The 14,913-nt window shown below is 66.5% G+C and carries 12 protein-coding genes; 4 read left to right on the top strand and 8 right to left on the bottom strand.

Annotated elements, in window-relative coordinates; translation table 11 throughout:
• Window positions 1–292: 292 nt before the first annotated feature.
• Window positions 293–1,771, bottom strand: coding sequence for an NAD-dependent succinate-semialdehyde dehydrogenase (locus RTN46_RS07105; RefSeq protein ID WP_312180133.1), 1,479 nt, complete (start codon window positions 1,769–1,771; stop codon window positions 293–295).
• Window positions 1,772–1,928: 157 nt separating this feature from the next.
• A complete protein-coding gene (gene rsmI / locus RTN46_RS07100; RefSeq protein ID WP_312180135.1) occupies window positions 1,929–2,816 on the bottom strand; it encodes a 16S rRNA (cytidine(1402)-2'-O)-methyltransferase in 888 nt (295 codons plus the stop codon).
• 112 nt (window positions 2,817–2,928) lie between these two features.
• On the opposite strand from rsmI, the gene RTN46_RS07095 reads away from it, so the two are divergent.
• Both RTN46_RS07095 and RTN46_RS07090 read left to right on the top strand, forming a co-directional pair.
• Window positions 2,929–4,548: a phospholipid carrier-dependent glycosyltransferase gene (locus tag RTN46_RS07095; protein ID WP_312180132.1), complete on the top strand. Its 1,620-nt coding sequence runs from the start codon at window positions 2,929–2,931 to the stop codon at window positions 4,546–4,548.
• A 41-nt stretch (window positions 4,549–4,589) separates the two neighbouring features.
• Complete coding sequence (locus RTN46_RS07090; protein ID WP_312180130.1) at window positions 4,590–6,404, top strand: AMP-dependent synthetase/ligase; 1,815 nt, start codon at window positions 4,590–4,592, stop codon at window positions 6,402–6,404.
• Window positions 6,405–6,546: 142 nt separating this feature from the next.
• On the opposite strand, the gene RTN46_RS07085 is transcribed toward RTN46_RS07090, so the two are convergent.
• Window positions 6,547–8,142, bottom strand: a complete 1,596-nt coding sequence (locus RTN46_RS07085) for a DUF1461 domain-containing protein (RefSeq protein WP_312180128.1) — start codon at window positions 8,140–8,142, stop codon at window positions 6,547–6,549.
• A gap of 136 nt (window positions 8,143–8,278) precedes the next feature.
• Window positions 8,279–9,274, bottom strand: coding sequence for a stage II sporulation protein M (locus RTN46_RS07080; RefSeq protein ID WP_312180127.1), 996 nt, complete (start codon window positions 9,272–9,274; stop codon window positions 8,279–8,281).
• A 183-nt stretch (window positions 9,275–9,457) separates the two neighbouring features.
• On the opposite strand from RTN46_RS07080, the gene RTN46_RS07075 reads away from it, so the two are divergent.
• Window positions 9,458–10,264: an RDD family protein gene (locus RTN46_RS07075; RefSeq protein WP_312180126.1), complete on the top strand. Its 807-nt coding sequence runs from the start codon at window positions 9,458–9,460 to the stop codon at window positions 10,262–10,264.
• 58 nt (window positions 10,265–10,322) lie between these two features.
• Here the strand turns inward: RTN46_RS07075 and ahcY are convergent, their stop codons facing one another.
• The 3 genes from ahcY to RTN46_RS07060 form a co-directional block, all read right to left on the bottom strand.
• Window positions 10,323–11,807 (bottom strand): adenosylhomocysteinase, encoded by a 1,485-nt coding sequence (ahcY, locus tag RTN46_RS07070; RefSeq protein ID WP_312180125.1) that lies wholly within the window; start codon window positions 11,805–11,807, stop codon window positions 10,323–10,325.
• Window positions 11,808–11,819: 12 nt separating this feature from the next.
• The gene (locus tag RTN46_RS07065) at window positions 11,820–12,026 is read right to left on the bottom strand and encodes a hypothetical protein (protein ID WP_312180124.1); all 207 of its coding nucleotides are present in this window, start codon (window positions 12,024–12,026) and stop codon (window positions 11,820–11,822) included.
• A gap of 161 nt (window positions 12,027–12,187) precedes the next feature.
• Window positions 12,188–12,589: a DUF3499 domain-containing protein gene (locus RTN46_RS07060; RefSeq protein WP_312180123.1), complete on the bottom strand. Its 402-nt coding sequence runs from the start codon at window positions 12,587–12,589 to the stop codon at window positions 12,188–12,190.
• Between the two features lie 127 nt (window positions 12,590–12,716).
• Here RTN46_RS07060 and RTN46_RS07055 point away from each other — a divergent pair, with 127 nt between their 5' ends.
• A complete protein-coding gene (locus RTN46_RS07055) occupies window positions 12,717–13,223 on the top strand; it encodes a metallopeptidase family protein (RefSeq protein WP_312180122.1) in 507 nt (168 codons plus the stop codon).
• Window positions 13,224–13,240: 17 nt separating this feature from the next.
• Here RTN46_RS07055 and RTN46_RS07050 read toward each other — a convergent pair whose 3' ends face one another.
• On the bottom strand, window positions 13,241–14,836 hold the full coding sequence (locus tag RTN46_RS07050; protein WP_312180121.1) for a DUF5719 family protein: 1,596 nt from the start codon (window positions 14,834–14,836) through the stop codon (window positions 13,241–13,243).
• Window positions 14,837–14,913: the final 77 nt, after the last annotated feature.

The raw sequence follows: 14,913 nt of genomic DNA, 5'->3' as shown, positions 1-14,913 counted from the left end.
CGCCAGGGTCAGCTTCGGGGCCGGCCGGAGCCCGGGCCCGGGTCCCCTCCTCCTGGGCTGACGTGGAGCTGGTTGTGGCAGGGCTGCGGGCCTCGGTTCCCGCGGGTACGCGGATCAAGGCCGCCCTGTTCCCCGCCTCGCTGGGACGCGGCCGCCGGGGCTGAGCCGGCCGGCAGGACTTTTCCGCTGCGTTATCTCCGGTGCGTTAACGCGAAAAAGTCCCGGCACCGAGGGGATTCACCCTCGGTGCCGGGACTTTTCTTCGCAGCGACCGGCCGGAGCCGGTCAGCGATTACGCAGCCGGGTCGGCGATGCCGATGTACTGCGTGTAGAGGTATTCCTCGATGCCTTCGTCTCCGCCTTCACGGCCGAGGCCCGACTGCTTCACGCCGCCGAACGGGGCCGCAGCGTTGGAGATGACGCCGGCGTTCAGGCCGAGCATGCCGGTTTCCAGCTTCTCGCCGATCCGCAGGCCGCGGTTCAGGTCCTCGGTGAAGACGTAGGCGATCAGCCCGTATTCGGACGCGTTGGCCAGTTTCACGGCTTCGGCCTCCGTGGAGAAGGTGATGACCGGGGCCACCGGCCCGAAGATCTCTTCCTTGAGGATGCGTGCGCCGGCCGGAACGTTCTTGAGCACGGTCGGGGCGTAGAAGTAACCCGGGCCGTCCACCGGTGCTCCGCCAACAACGGCCGTGGCACCGGCGTCGATCGCGTCCTCAACCAGGGAATGGACCTTGTTGCGGGACTTGGCATCGATCAGCGGGCCGATCTTGGATTCATCCTCGGTGCCGCGGGCAACGGTCATTGCACCGACCTTCGCAGCGAACTTCTCGGAGAATTCGTCCGCGATGTCCTCGTGCACGATGAACCGGTTGGCAGCGGTGCACGCTTCGCCCATGTTCCGCAGCTTCGCGGCCATGGCGCCTTCAACGGCCTTGTCGATATCGGCGTCCTCAAAGACGACGAACGGGGCGTTGCCGCCGAGTTCCATCGAGGTGCGGAGAACGTTGTCCGCGGCGTCGCGGATCAGGGCCTGGCCCACCGGGGTGGAGCCGGTGAAGGAAACCTTGCGCAGGCGCTCATCCTTCATGATCGGGCCGGTCACTTCCCCGGCCTGGGTCGTGGAAACGACGTTCAGGACACCGGCGGGCAGGCCGGCTTCCATCATCACGGCGGCGAACAGCTGCGACGTCAGCGGGGTGAGCTTGGCGGGCTTGAGCACCATGGTGCAGCCGGCAGCCACCGCGGGGGCGATCTTGCGGGTCGCCATGGCCAGCGGGAAGTTCCACGGAGTGATCAGCAGGCAGGGGCCCACCGGCTTCTTGGTGACCATGATCCGCGACTTGCCGTCCGGAGACATGCCGTAGCGGCCGGTCACGCGAACGGCTTCCTCGGAGAACCAGCGCAGGAACTCGGCACCGTAGGCAACTTCGCCGCGGGCCTCCGCCAGGGGCTTGCCCATTTCAAGGGTCATCAGCAGGGCGAAGTCCTCCGCGCGTGCCGTAACGAGTTCGAAGGCCCGGCGCAGGATCTCGCCGCGGACGCGGGGAGCGGTCTGGGCCCAGGAATCCTGTGCAGCGGCAGCGGCGTCCATTGCAGCGGCACCGTCTTCGGTGCTGGCGTCTGCGATGCTCAGGAGCACCTTGCCCGTGGCGGGATCCTCAACTTCGAAGGTCTTCCCGTCCGTGGCTTCGCGCCACTGTCCATCAATCAGCAGGCCGGTGGGAACCTGGGCCAGCAGTTCGGCCTCGCGTTCAGCGGATACAGCCATGGGTGCGCCTCCAAAATATGCGGGTTTTCCGGATCACAATCTGACCGGTGCTCTCAACTCACCGTAAAACGCGGGCGGAACACTGTAAATGCATTCCTGCACAATGGCGGGCGCACATCACTGTGCACTTGGCCCGACCAAATCCGCGCCCCGGCCCCTACTTGTCGCTGCTTCGGGCGGCCAGCACAGCGGAGTACAGTTCCCGCTTACTGATCCGTGCGTCGGACGCCACGCTGGCCACGGCGTCCTTCAGCCGGGATCCCTGGCTGATGAGCTCGTTAACGGCTTCCACGTGGTCCTCTGGCGCTTCCGGCGCGGCTTCCCCGGCTCCCCCGACGACGACGGCGATCTCACCTCGGACTTCGCTGGTCTCCGCCCAGGCAAGCAGTTCACGCAGTGGCGCCCGAAGAACCTGTTCATGCAGTTTCGTCAGCTCGCGGGCGACGGCGGCCGGCCGGCTGCCGCCAAAGGCGGTGTCGAGCGCCCGGAGCATAACCTCAAGCCGGTGCGGGGCCTCAAAGAACACCATGGTGCGGCGTTCCGTGGCGAGCTCCGCGAGCCGTGCGGCCCGCTCCCCTGCCTTGCGCGGCAGGAACCCTTCGAAACAGAACCGGTCCGTCGGCAGGCCGGAGAGGGCCAGCGCGGTGAGCACCGCGGAGGGCCCGGGGGCTGCCGTGACCGCGATGCCTTCGGCAGCGGCCGCCTCCACCAGGCGGTAGCCGGGGTCGGAGACCGAGGGCATACCGGCGTCGGTGACCATCAGCAGGGTTGCCCCGCCGCGGACCAGTTCCAGCAGGTCGGCGGTACGGGTCTGTTCATTGTGCTCGTGGTAGCTGAGGATCCGGCCGGAGGTGGTGATGTTGAGTGCACTGACCAGCCGGTGCAGCCGCCGCGTGTCTTCGGCGGCAATCACATCCGCGTGCTGAAGCAGGTCGATCAGGCGGACGGTGGCATCACCGACGTTTCCGATCGGGGTGGCCGCCAGCACGATCTGCCCGCCGGTCCCGGGGCTCCGCCGCGATGCGGCATCCTCGGCGCCCTGCACCGGGCGCACTTCCGTGCTGTCTGTTGTGCCGTTGAAGTTTGCCGGCTGCCCGGGTCCATCGATGCTTGAGTCCACCCATCAACCCTACGCGACAGGCTATACAGTTGAGCGTGTGACCCTGTCCTTGACCCCTGCCCCACCCCGGGCTGAGGCGCCGCCGGTGCTGGAACCGGGACAGGCCTTCACTCTCCAGGCACTGCGGGAGAGGCTGCTCGGTGCCGCGCTTCCTGCGCCGCACTGGGCCTGGGCTGCGGCGCTGGGTGCCGCCCTGCTGGCAGGAGTTCTCCGTTTTGTCCGGCTGGGGGAACCGGACTCGCTGATTTTCGACGAAACGTACTACGTCAAGGACGCCTACTCCTATCTGCTCTCCGGTTATGAACGGGCGTGGCCGGAGAATGCCAACGATTCCTTTACCTCCGGCCAGCCCAACGTGCTGCTGGAAGGGCCGGAGTACGTGGTGCACCCGCCGGTGGGCAAATGGATGATCGCCTTCGGTATGGCGCTTTTCGGCCCGGAGTCGAGCTTCGGCTGGCGTTTCTCCGCGGCCCTGACCGGCACCCTCACGGTCCTGCTGCTGGCCCTGATCGCCTACCGGCTGTTTAAGTCCCCGCTTCTGGGCGCAGTGGCGGGCGTCCTGCTGGCAGTCGACGGCCACCACCTGGTCCACTCCCGCACATCACTGCTGGATATTTTCCTCACCTTTTGGGTGCTGGCTTCCTTCGGTGCCCTGCTCCTCGACCGCGACGACGGCAGGAGGCGGCTGGCACGCAAACTCGCCATCCCGCCGGGCAGCACACCTTCCCTTGTCGCCCTGCGCACCGGGCCATGGCTGCTCTGGCGTCCGTGGCGCCTCGTGGCCGGTGTCTGCCTCGGGCTGGCGGTCGGCACCAAATGGTCCGCCCTGGCGTTCGTCGCCGTCTTCGGCCTGATGACCGTGCTGTGGGATGTGAGTGCCCGCCGCGTCGCCGGGATCCGAAACTGGCCGCTCGCCCTGCTCAAGGACGGCGTTCCCGCCTTCTTCACGATCATCCCTACCGCGCTGGCCACCTACACCGCCACGTGGACGGGGTGGTTCCTCTCCAGCGGTGCCTACGGGCGGCAGTGGGCGGAAAGCAATCCCTCCGCTGCCTTCGGCTGGCTCCCCGATTCGCTCCGGTCGCTGGCGGAATACCACCGCAGCGCGTACGAGTTCCATAACGGCCTGACCTCAGAGCACTCTTATATGGCCAATGCCTGGACGTGGCTCTTCCTGGGCAGGCCCACGTCCTTTTTCTATGAGACGCCGGACCCGGGGAGCCCGGGATGCGGCTCTGAGACCTGCACCTCGGCGATCACGTCCGTGGGCAACCCGCTGATCTGGTGGGCGGCCCTGATCTGCCTCGGTGTGCTGCTGGCTTACTGGATCGGCCGCAGGGACTGGCGGGCCGGGGCCATCCTCGCAGGAATTGCCGCCGGCTATCTCCCCTGGTTCGCTTTCCCGGACCGCACCATGTTCTTCTTCTACGCCGTGTCTTTCGAACCATTCCTCATCCTTGCCCTGACCTATGTCCTCGGTCTGGTGCTGGGCCGGGACCGGGACACCGCCCAGCGCCGCAGGCGCGGACTGATCGGCGTCGGCTGCTTCCTTGCCGCCGTTATTCTCGTCTCCGCGTTCTTCTATCCGGTATGGACGGCAGAGAACATCCCCTATTCTGAATGGCGGCTCCGAATGTGGATGCCGAGCTGGATCTAGGTCTCAACGCAATGTGCCCCACGCACGGAAAGAGAGGCGCAGTGCGCGAATCCTCCACGGACTTGTTCGTCGAACTTCCGGCTGACTCAAACGTCACGGACATCCTTCTCGGGCGGACTGCCCGGTCTCCGGAACAGCCGCTCTATGCCCGCAAATCTGCCTCCGGCTGGGACGACGTTACCGCTGCCGAGTTCCTTGGCGAGGTGTCCGCCGCTGCCAAGGGCCTCATCCGGCAGGGTATCCGGCCCGGGGACTGCGTCGCCGTGATGTCCTGCACCCGCTACGAGTGGACTGTCGTGGACCTCGCGATCTGGTTCGCCGGAGCCGTCACCGTCCCGATCTACGAGACGTCCTCCGCCACCCAGGTCCAGTGGATCCTTGAAGATTCCGGCGCCAAGCTGGTCTTCGCCGAGGATCAGGCCAAGGCCACCGTCGTTGCCGCGGGCGCCGGAGCTGCCGGACTGGAAATACCAGTGTGGTATCTGACCGACGACGACGGCGGGACGGACCTTCGTGCCCTCGCCGCGTCCGGTTCATCGGTCAGCGACGGCGAACTCGAAGCCGCCCGCTCGGCCCGCGGACTCGAGGACACCGCTTCCCTGGTCTACACCTCCGGCACGACCGGACGTCCCAAGGGCTGCGAAATCACGCACGGCAACTTTGCCGTCTTCGGCGTCAACGTCATCGAGCTCCTCCCCGAGATGCTCAAGGCCCCGGGCGCCCGGACGCTGATGTTCCTGCCGCTGGCACACGTCCTGGCCCGCGCCGTTCAGATCGGCTGCCTGGCAGCCGGCGTGAAGCTGGGCCACAGCGCCAGCGCCTCCGCCCTGGTTGGCGACATGAAAACATTCCAGCCCACATTCCTGCTCGCCGTTCCGCGCATTTTCGAAAAGATCTACACCGGCGCGCAGGAAAGCGCGGAAGCCGCGGGCAAGGGCCGGCTTTTCGACTCCGCCGCGGCAACTGCCGTCGCCTATTCCGAAGCCCTGGACAGCGCCGGCCGCGGAGGTAAGGGACCCTCGCTGCCGCTGCGCCTGCGGCACCGGGTTTTTGATGCGCTGCTGTACCCGAAGGTGCGGAACGTCTTCGGCGGACAGCTGTCCATGACCGTTTCCGGCGCGAGCCCGCTCAGCCCGCAGCTGTGCCATTTCTTCCGCGGCGCCGGCATCTCGGTCCTGGAAGGCTACGGCCTCACGGAGACAACTGCCCCTGCATCCGTCAATACGATGCCGCTGACCCGGGTGGGCACGGTTGGCCTGCCGATGCCCGGCAATGCCGTCCGGATCGCCGCCGATGGCGAGGTTCTGGTTAAGGGTGTTGGTGTTTTCAAGGGCTATCACCGGAATCCGGCCGCCAATGCCGAGGCCTTCACCGACGGCTGGTTCCATACGGGCGACGTCGGCGCACTGGATGACGACGGATTCCTGACCATCACCGGACGGAAAAAAGACCTGCTGGTCACGGCGGGCGGCAAGAACGTTGCGCCCGGACCGCTGGAGGAAAAGATCCGGGAACACCGGCTGGTCTCGCAGGTCGTCGTTGTTGGTGAAGGACGCCCGTTCGTGGGCGCACTGGTCACGCTGGACGAGGAAGCCCTGGCTGTGTGGACCCGCGAGCAGGGACACGGCCCCGAAACGGGTCCGGCAGCGGAGAATCCCTTGGTGCAGGCCCAGGTGCAGGAGGCTGTGGATGCAGCCAACGCAACAGTCTCCCGTGCCGAGCAAATCCGCCGTTTCACCGTCCTCCCCCACGACTTCTCCCCCGAAACCGGACATGTCACCCCAACTTTGAAACTCCGGCGGCAGGCAGTTATTGCCGATTATTCGGCCGAAGTCGACAAGTTGTACGCCAAGTAACCCGCCACCGAAAGAGGGCAGAAACGGGGCTCTTTTGGGGCCTGGAACGAGCTTTTTCTGTCCTGCCCTCTCGATGGGAAAGGAAGAAGGGAGGTCCGCCCCGATGGGCGGACCTCCCTTCTTACGTGGTGTCGAGGGGCCGTTAGAGGGCCTCGAGGGAGTCCAGGTACTGCCGGCGGGCCGCCTCACGGGCCAAGCGGGACCGTTCACGCCGGCGTTTCGTGGGCCAGGTGAAGATCAGGACGAGCACACTGGCCAGGAGCACGATGCCCGCGACCGCCCCGGCCGAATCCATCCAGAACTGGGAGGGGAAGAGCCGGATCAGGGTGTCGTCGAGCCGGAACGTCCAGTTGCCCTGCGCGAAGAAGATCGAGTGGACCTGTGTAAAGAACTGTTCCCAAGCCAGCACGGCGGCGACCAGCAGGCCGGCAATCAGGGCAAGCGTTGCCACTGATCCGGCAAACAGGGCGCGCCGGATGCCTCCCGGGCAGCGACGGGCAAGGTAGATTCCGCCCGCGATGCTCAGCAGCGCCATGCCCAGAGCGGTCAGGAAGGCTATGCCCAGCACGGCCTTGACGTCCGCCATGTGTGAAACCTCGGAAGCCAGGTACAGGGGATCGCCGTCGGGCGTGACCAGGTCGCCCAGATAGCGCGGCGAGGCAAAATTCAGCAGGTAGTCAACGGCGTAGGAACCGTACGTCATGCGGTCGTCGGCAGTGAACCCGAAGCTGTCGGCAGGGAACCCGGGACGGTAGTACTCGATCCACAGGAACACCGGGGTGGCAACAGCGCGGATGGCGGCTGCCAGCAGCATGACCGGGAAGAAAACAGCAATCATCACCTGGATGATGCGGGCAAGGACAGGCTTAGGGGTTGCAGCCCGTTCGCGTTCCTCGGACCGGCGCAGGGCTTCTTCGTCCTGGACGCTCTCGTCAACGTCGTCCTGCCCGGCATTCCGATCAGTCTCCAGGTCCGCGTCACGGTCTGTGTCCTGGTCCAAACTTTTGCTGCCGGATGCGTACCAGGGCCCGCGGTCAGCGTCGGTGCTGTCTGCTGCGGCATCGCCGTCCAGGTTCCGGCTGGTATTAGTGTCCGGATCCCGGCCTGCATCAGCGTCCCGGCCAGCGTCAGCATCACGGCCTGCAGCCGCTGCAGCCGCGGGGCCCACGTTTTGAGCGGGATTAGCCGCGTTCTCGGCCGCTTCCGTAGTCTCAGCGTTCCCGGCCTTCCCGGCGTTCCGGTTCAGGTTGGGCATGGTGCTGGCTGCGCGCATCGGCAGGGTGCTGCGCTGGGCCAGGGAGGGATGTCCGCCAGGAACAGCATCGGTTTCAGCGGCAGTACGGCGGCCCACAGGCGGCACCGGGTGCTCCGTGTCAGCATTAATTGCCGAGGCTGCCTCGCTCTGCTCATGTACGGCAGCTGCCGGCGCCGCCTCCACGCCGGACGGTCCGGAGGCTGCCAGGCCGGCGGCAGAATCTTCTGGTTCGGAATCTACTGGCTCGGCGCCAGCCGGCCAGGAGCCTGCCAGACCGGCGAATTCCGCCTCCCAGGCATCGTGTTCCGCGGGAATGGGATCTGCCGGGCGGGCAGTGTCCCGGCGCCCGGCTGCGTGGCTGCCGCTGACGATCGTCTCGCTGGCATCGCTAAGGCCGGCTTCCTTCCCCGCAGGGGCCTCACCGGCTGGCGCGGGTTCCGTAGTGGGGTCTTGGTCCTGGCTTGCCACTGCTTCGTCTCTCATCCCAATCCTGTATGAAGTCACCGGTGGTGGGGGTTCCGGTTCCGTCCTTCTTAGACACTACCGGGGTCTGACCCGGGATTTCGGGTGCCACCCCGAATCGCTGCCGCCCGCTTTTGTGCAGGAGGCTGCCGGGGCGTCAGGCGGCACGGACCGAGGCTTCACCCGCGTCACGGGAGAGCAGGTCCCCCCGGTGCCCGGCTTGATAGGCCCGTCTACCCAGTACCAGTGTGTAGGCCCAGTAGGCGGCGAGCACCAGCGCTCCTATCCCTATCCGCAGCCACGTGGGCAGGTCGCTGGGCGTAACAAAACCCTCCACGAGTCCGGAGATGAAGAGAACCACCACCAAGCCCAGGGCTACGGTCATCAAGGACCGGCCCTCCTGTGCCAGGGCGGTAACCCGGGTCCTTGGCCCCGGGGCAACCAGGGCCCAGAAAATCCGCAGGCCTGCGGCCGCTGCCACGAAGATCGCGGTCAGCTCCATGAATCCGTGCGGCAGGATGTAGCCGAAGAACGTATCGAGCTCCCCGAACGACGCCATCGTCCCGGCCGCGGTACCGACCCCGATGGCGTTCTGGTAGATGATGTAGGGCCCCCAGATCCCGGTGACCCCGAAAGCGACAGCCTGCAGCGCAATCCATGCGTTGTTGGTCCACACCATCCCTGCGAACGAGGCCGCTGGGTTCTCCGAGTAGTAGTTCGCGAAATCTGACTCCACATAGCGGCGGAGTTCGGCGTCCGTACCCATGGCGGCGAGCACTCCGGGAGTGTTCGCGACCCAGTGCCCAGCCAACCAGGCCACCACGATAAAGAGCACTCCGATCACCACCGTCAGCCAGCGGACGCGATAGAAGGCAGCCGGCAGCGAATAGACGAAGAAGCCGGCAACGTCTTCCAGGAAGTTTGACCGGGCACCGGTGAACCGGGTCCGGGCCCGGGAGAGCCGCATGGACAGCGCGGCGGAATGGGTACCTTCGGGTGCGGTGGACCGGATCACCGAGAGGTGCGTCGAGGCGCGCTGGTAGAGCAGCAGCAGTTCGTCGGCTTCTTCCCCGGTGAGCCGGCGCCGCGCGGTGAGTTCGTCAAGCCGCTGCCAGTCTTCCCGGTGCACGGCGGCGAAGGCTTCCATGTCCACGCCTCCACCCTAGCGGGCACCGGACCCGCCCGCTTCACGGCCACGCGGGGCTGCCAGGCTGGGGCGTCCATCCCCCGAAACTTTCTCCCCGCCGGTCCGCACCGCATGGGTAGAGTGGGATCCGACGAGCAGGAGCCCGCGGGGAACCCGGCGGAGAAGACATGGGGAAAGCATGAGGCTGGTATGAGCACGGTCGTGACCGGTGAGGCCGTTGTCCTGGAACTCCGCGCGGCGTCATTCGCGGCCCGCGCCCTGAGCACGATCATCGACATTGTGGCCCAGCTCCTGCTGCTCTTCCTGATCTTTTTCCTGGTCGGCAACACGTTGGATGGCTCGCTTGACCCGGCACTGACCCGCACCCTGCTGCTGGCCGCCGTCGTGCTGGTAATTGTGGCGGTCCCCGTGACCGTCGAGACCCTCACCCGCGGAAAATCGCTGGGCAGGTTGGTCATGGGCCTGCGGATCGTGCGTGACGACGGCGGCGCGGTGCGCTTCCGGCAGGCGTTCACGCGCGGGATCCTGGCTGTCCTGGAAATCTATATGCTGGCCGGTTCCCTGGCCTTCGTCACGGCGGTCTTTAATGAGAAATCCAAGCGCCTCGGCGACATGCTCGCCGGCACCTATGCACTGCGGGAGCGGGTGAAGGCTCCGCCGCCTCCCGTGGTTGTGATGCCCATGGAACTGGCCCCCTGGGCTTCGCTGGCGGACATTGGCCGCCTGCCGGACCCGTTGTCCCGGCGGGCGTCCCGGTTCCTGGCGCAGGCTGAACGGATGACGCCCCCAGCACGCACGGAGCTGGGCGTCTCGCTGGCCACCGAGGTCTCGGCCTTCGTCTCCCCACCTCCCCCGCCCGGCACCGTCCCTGAATCGTATTTGCGTGCGGTGATGGCGCAGCGGCGGGACCGTGATTTCGCCCGGCTCAGCGCGCAGCGCCGCCGCACGGGGCAGATCGGTGAGCGCCTGCACCGGCTGCCGTTCGAAAACCGTTAAACGGCAACCGGCGGCGCCGCAGGAAAATCCGCGGTGCCGCCGGCTTGTGCTTGAACGCTTAGTAGCGGTAGTGGTCCGGCTTGTACGGACCGGCCACGTCCACGCCCAGGTATTCGGCCTGGCTCTTGCTCAGTTCGCTGAGCTCGACGCCGAGCGCCGCCAGGTGCAGGCGGGCCACCTTCTCGTCGAGGATCTTGGGCAGGACGTAGACCTCGTTGGCGTACTCGGGGGTGCCGTCGTCCTTCGCCTGGCCAAACTTGGTGAACAGCTCAATCTGGGCGATCGTCTGGTTGGCGAAGGAATTCGACATCACGAAGGACGGGTGTCCGGTCGCGTTGCCCAGGTTCAGGAGGCGGCCTTCGGAGAGCACGATGATGCTGCGCTGCGCCTCGGTGCCCTCATCAAAGATCCATTCGTGGACCTGCGGCTTGATCTCCACCTTGCGGATTCCCGGGACGCGTGCCAGCCCGGCCATATCGATCTCATTGTCGAAGTGGCCCACGTTGCCGACGATTGCCTGGTGCTTCATCGCCGACATGTGGGACGCCATGATGATGTCCTTGTTACCGGTGGTGGTGATGAAAATGTCGCCCTGTCCAAGCACGGACTCCAGGCGAGCCACCTGGTAGCCGTCCATGGCTGCCTGCAGGGCGCAGATCGGGTCGATCTCGGTGACGATGACGCGGGCACCCTGGCCGCGAAGGGCCTCGGCCGCGCCCTTGCCGACGTCACCGTAACCGCACACGACGGCGACCTTGCCGCCGATCAGGGTATCCGTGGCCCGGTTCAGTCCGTCCGGCAGGGAATGCCGGACGCCGTACTTATTGTCGAACTTCGACTTGGTCACGGAATCGTTGACGTTGATGGCCGGGAACAGCAGCTTGCCCTCGGCAGCGAGCTGGTAGAGGCGGAGTACACCGGTGGTGGTTTCTTCCGTGACACCGCGGATGCCCTTGGCAATTTCGGTCCACTTCCCCGGTGCCTCGGCGAGCGAGCGTCGCAGGGTGTCCAGGATGATGGTGTACTCAAACGAATAGTCCGGATCGTCCTCCGACGGATTGGCCGGCACGGCGCCGGCTGCTTCGAACTCAACGCCCTTGTGCAGCAGCATTGTCGCGTCGCCGCCGTCGTCCAGGATCATGTTCGGTCCGCCGGATCCTTCCGGCCAGGTGAGGATCTGCTCGGCGGTCCACCAATATTCCTCGAGCGACTCGTTCTTCCAGGCGAAGACGGGGACGCCCTGCGGGTTTTCCGGCGTACCCCGGCCCACCACAACGGCGGCAGCGGCCTCGTCCTGGGTGGAGAAAATATTGCAGGAGGCCCAGCGGACCTCGGCACCCAGGGCGGTGAGGGTCTCGATCAGCACGGCCGTCTGGACCGTCATATGGAGGGAACCGGCGATCCGGGCTCCCGCCAGCGGCTGGCTCGCACCGAACTCGCGCCGCAGGGACATCAGCCCGGGCATCTCGTGTTCGGCCAGCCGGATCTGGTGGCGGCCGGCTTCGGCCAGGGACAGGTCAGCTACTTTGAAGTCGATGCTCACGGGTGGAGTTCCTCAGTTTCTGCTGGTGTTTTCGGCTGCCGGAGTGTCAGCAGCCGCCGGCACCAGCAGGACGGGAATGCCCTCTTCGAGGCGGTAGCGGACGGGCTGTCCATCGGGGCCCGGCGCGGTGGAAACAAGGTCGTCGCCGGCTTGTTTCAGCGGCGAATGCGTCTGCGGACAGCGCAGGACGTCCAGAAGATCGGCGGTCAGGTTAGCCATGAATACAGCACTTCCTAGCGAAACGGTTGATAATGCCCCGGCCGCGGTTCGTCCCCCGGCTGATGGTTCCAGCCTATAGCTTACGGACATAGGCGGTACGGCTGGCTTTGTTTACCTTTATGTAGCGGTGGGCCAGCCCTGGTGAAGCGTGGTTAGCTCGGTTAGCTTTGTTCGCGGACTTCTTCGCGGAGGATACGAAGGTGGGAACGGCGGCCGCCGGTGAAATCAACAGGTGGTTCCAGCGCATGCTTGCCGCTGCGCCGGGCAGATGGGTCCTCTGTGGCCGGCTCCTCTACCTCGGCTTCGCGGACTGCGTCCACCAGCGCGGAGAGTTCGTCCGGTCCCGGGGTGCGGGGCTGTTCGCCGAACTCAAGCCGAAGGACTTCCCAGCCGCGCGGGGCGGTGAGGCGCTGCGCGTGCAGTTCGCAGAGGTCATAGCAGTGCGGTTCGGCATAAGTGGCCAGCGGCCCCAGCACGGCAGTGGAATCCGCATACACGTACGTCAAAGTAGCGACGGCGGCCTGCCGGCACGCTGAACGTGAACAAAGACGTAAGGATCCCACGGAGGAACACTTTACCCTTGCGCCTGCCACCAGCCAGCCGCCACGCCGCACCGCCGTCGTTACGCCGCTGCGGAACGGGTGCGCGGCGGTCTCCCCGGCTAGCACACTGCAGACTAGAGTGGGCTGTATGCCTCCAGGATCTTCCTATCGGATAAGGCTCGACGGCGGATCCGGCGCAGGAGCTCCGGATCCGGTTCCTGCGCGCCCTTTCCACCGGCGCCGGCGCAACCGCCACGGGCGCGGCCTGCGGGGCGAGCTGCTTCCCGCGCACCTTGCCGGTTCCCGCACCCGGGCGGAGCGTTTCGACGAGTGGGTGATGGAGTCCGCCCAGCGGCTCGAACGCCTCTGGGGTGAAGACATCCTCTCCTACCAGTTTGTGGTGCAGGAAATACCGGACGGACTCGAAGAGCTGGTCCGGAAGGGCGGCGCGATCCCGCTGGCGGCCGCGGCTCCGGGCAAGGGCCCGAAACCCCCGGCCATTACTGTTTACCGGCGGCCGGTTGAGTCGACGGCTCGCGGACTCGTCCCGGTCAGCGAACTGATCCACGACGTTGTGGTGGAGCAGCTTGCCTCACTCAAGGGCATGGATCCGGAGGCGATTGATCCCACGTACGGCCGGTTCCGCCCGCTCTAGGAACGCCTACAGCAGCTTCAGTACCCGATACCGACCTGGGCGGTCCGGCTGCCCGTACTGCCTTCCGGCAGCGGCAGGACCGAGATGCCGGGCCCGTCCTCGGTGACCAGCTGCGCGCCGTACACGGCATCGCCCACCGCTGTCACAAGGACACCGGCCACGCTTCCGGTTCCGATGTCCGAAGGATTCAGGGTCAGTGTGCGTCCGGCGGGTATTGCCACGACTTTCTCCTGCTGCGGGGTCCCGTCCGTGCCGATGGCGCGGAGCCTGACTTCTGCGGCGCCGTCGGGGGCCGTGAACACCAGCGAGGATTTCCCGCCCGGAACGGCAACCGCCAGATGTTCGCTGCCCAGCCGTGAGTCGGCCGGTGCGACGGCAAGTTCCACCCGTTTGTCGGGTTCGGTGCCGCGGCTGAATACCGCCGAGGCTGTGACGGCCACGTCAGCGGAGAGGTCCAGGGAATAGGTGCCTTCGGGGAGGTCGACGAGCGGGATCTTACCCACCGTGCCGGCCGGCACGCTGAAGACTCCGCCGCCGGGAATCTGTGCTTCGCCGTCGGGTCCGAAGACCCGCAGGTGCACCGCGGCGTCGGAGGTCCCCGGAACGGCCACGTTCAGCACGGGCGCCACGGAGGCGTGGCCTTCCTGTTCGGCCAGCTTGCGGATAGTTCCGGGTGACTGGAGGGCGACGCCGGTGATCACCTGCCGCGGAGAAGGAGCGGCCGTTGGTTCGATGATTTCCACACCGCCGGGTGTAAGTCCGCGGAGGATGCTCTGCTCGATGACCGCGGTGACCGGCCCGCCTGAGCTGCGGACACGGACTGCCGCGGCGTCTTCGTTGGCGGCCAGGCCGGCAAGGATGATGGAACGGGTTTCGCCCGGCGCGACGACGATGCCGCGGCTGCCGCCGGATTCTATCCGCCCCGCGGAACCATGCAGGTCCAGGTCGACTGTTGCCGGCGTTACCGACGGGTTGGAGAGCCGCAGTACGGCGGTGGCGCCCACGGTGGTTCGTGCTCCGAGGAGCCACATGTCGTTGCCCGGTGTCTGGCAGTTTGCGGCGGCCACGCCGGCCAGGTCTCCGTCCTTGGCGGTATATCCCAGAACGGCGTTCGCTGTTGACTGCACGTTCCCGCTGGGCTCGGCCTCCAGCGCCGTGACGGTGCCCACCGACTGGTTTGAGAGCACACCGGCAAGCCGCGCCCCGGCCAGCGGAACCTCTTCACTTGCCTTGATACCGGCCACAGGTTTTCCACCGTCCAGCTCGCTAAGTTCAGCGGGCGGCAGGGCTGCGCCCGGTGCACCCAGGACCACGGAGCTGACCGCGGTGGCGGCCGACTCCGAGACGGGGCTGTACTCCGCGTCGGTCCCGGAGACATTCCCGGCCAGCAACCGCAGCGGCTGGGGGCAGACCGCTGTCAGCGCTCCGGCCGGAACCTGGGTTGCCGGCGGCTGGACAGCGATGCCGGATCCGGCTGGAGCAGCCACGGCTCCCGCGGTAATAAGCGCACCGGCCGCTGCCAGGAGCACAACGCCGGCGGAGACTGAATAGGCCGTCTTGCGGCGGCTGCGGGATCGGGCCGCGGACCGGGTGTTGTCGCCGGGACGCTCCATCAGCGGACTCCTTCGCGTGAATTCTTCGCGGATGTTTCCTCGGAGCCGTCTGTCTTCGTGGAATCGTCTGTGGACCT

Source organism: Arthrobacter sp., assembly GCF_031988865.1.
GTDB lineage: Bacteria > Actinomycetota > Actinomycetes > Actinomycetales > Micrococcaceae > Arthrobacter_B.
This window is presented reverse-complemented; position numbering and strand designations above follow the sequence as displayed.

What these genes read in the sequence shown, in the direction of transcription:
- RTN46_RS07085 (WP_312180128.1), bottom strand. Translation starts at nt 8,142, where the DNA reads ATGAGAGACGAAGCAGTGGCAAGCCAGGACCAAGACCCCACTACGGAA.
- RTN46_RS07055 (WP_312180122.1), top strand. Translation starts at nt 12,717, where the DNA reads ATGCCTCCAGGATCTTCCTATCGGATAAGGCTCGACGGCGGATCCGGC.
- RTN46_RS07050 (WP_312180121.1), bottom strand. Translation starts at nt 14,836, where the DNA reads ATGGAGCGTCCCGGCGACAACACCCGGTCCGCGGCCCGATCCCGCAGC.
- RTN46_RS07065 (WP_312180124.1), bottom strand. Translation starts at nt 12,026, where the DNA reads ATGGCTAACCTGACCGCCGATCTTCTGGACGTCCTGCGCTGTCCGCAG.
- RTN46_RS07075 (WP_312180126.1), top strand. Translation starts at nt 9,458, where the DNA reads ATGAGCACGGTCGTGACCGGTGAGGCCGTTGTCCTGGAACTCCGCGCG.
- RTN46_RS07105 (WP_312180133.1), bottom strand. Translation starts at nt 1,771, where the DNA reads ATGGCTGTATCCGCTGAACGCGAGGCCGAACTGCTGGCCCAGGTTCCC.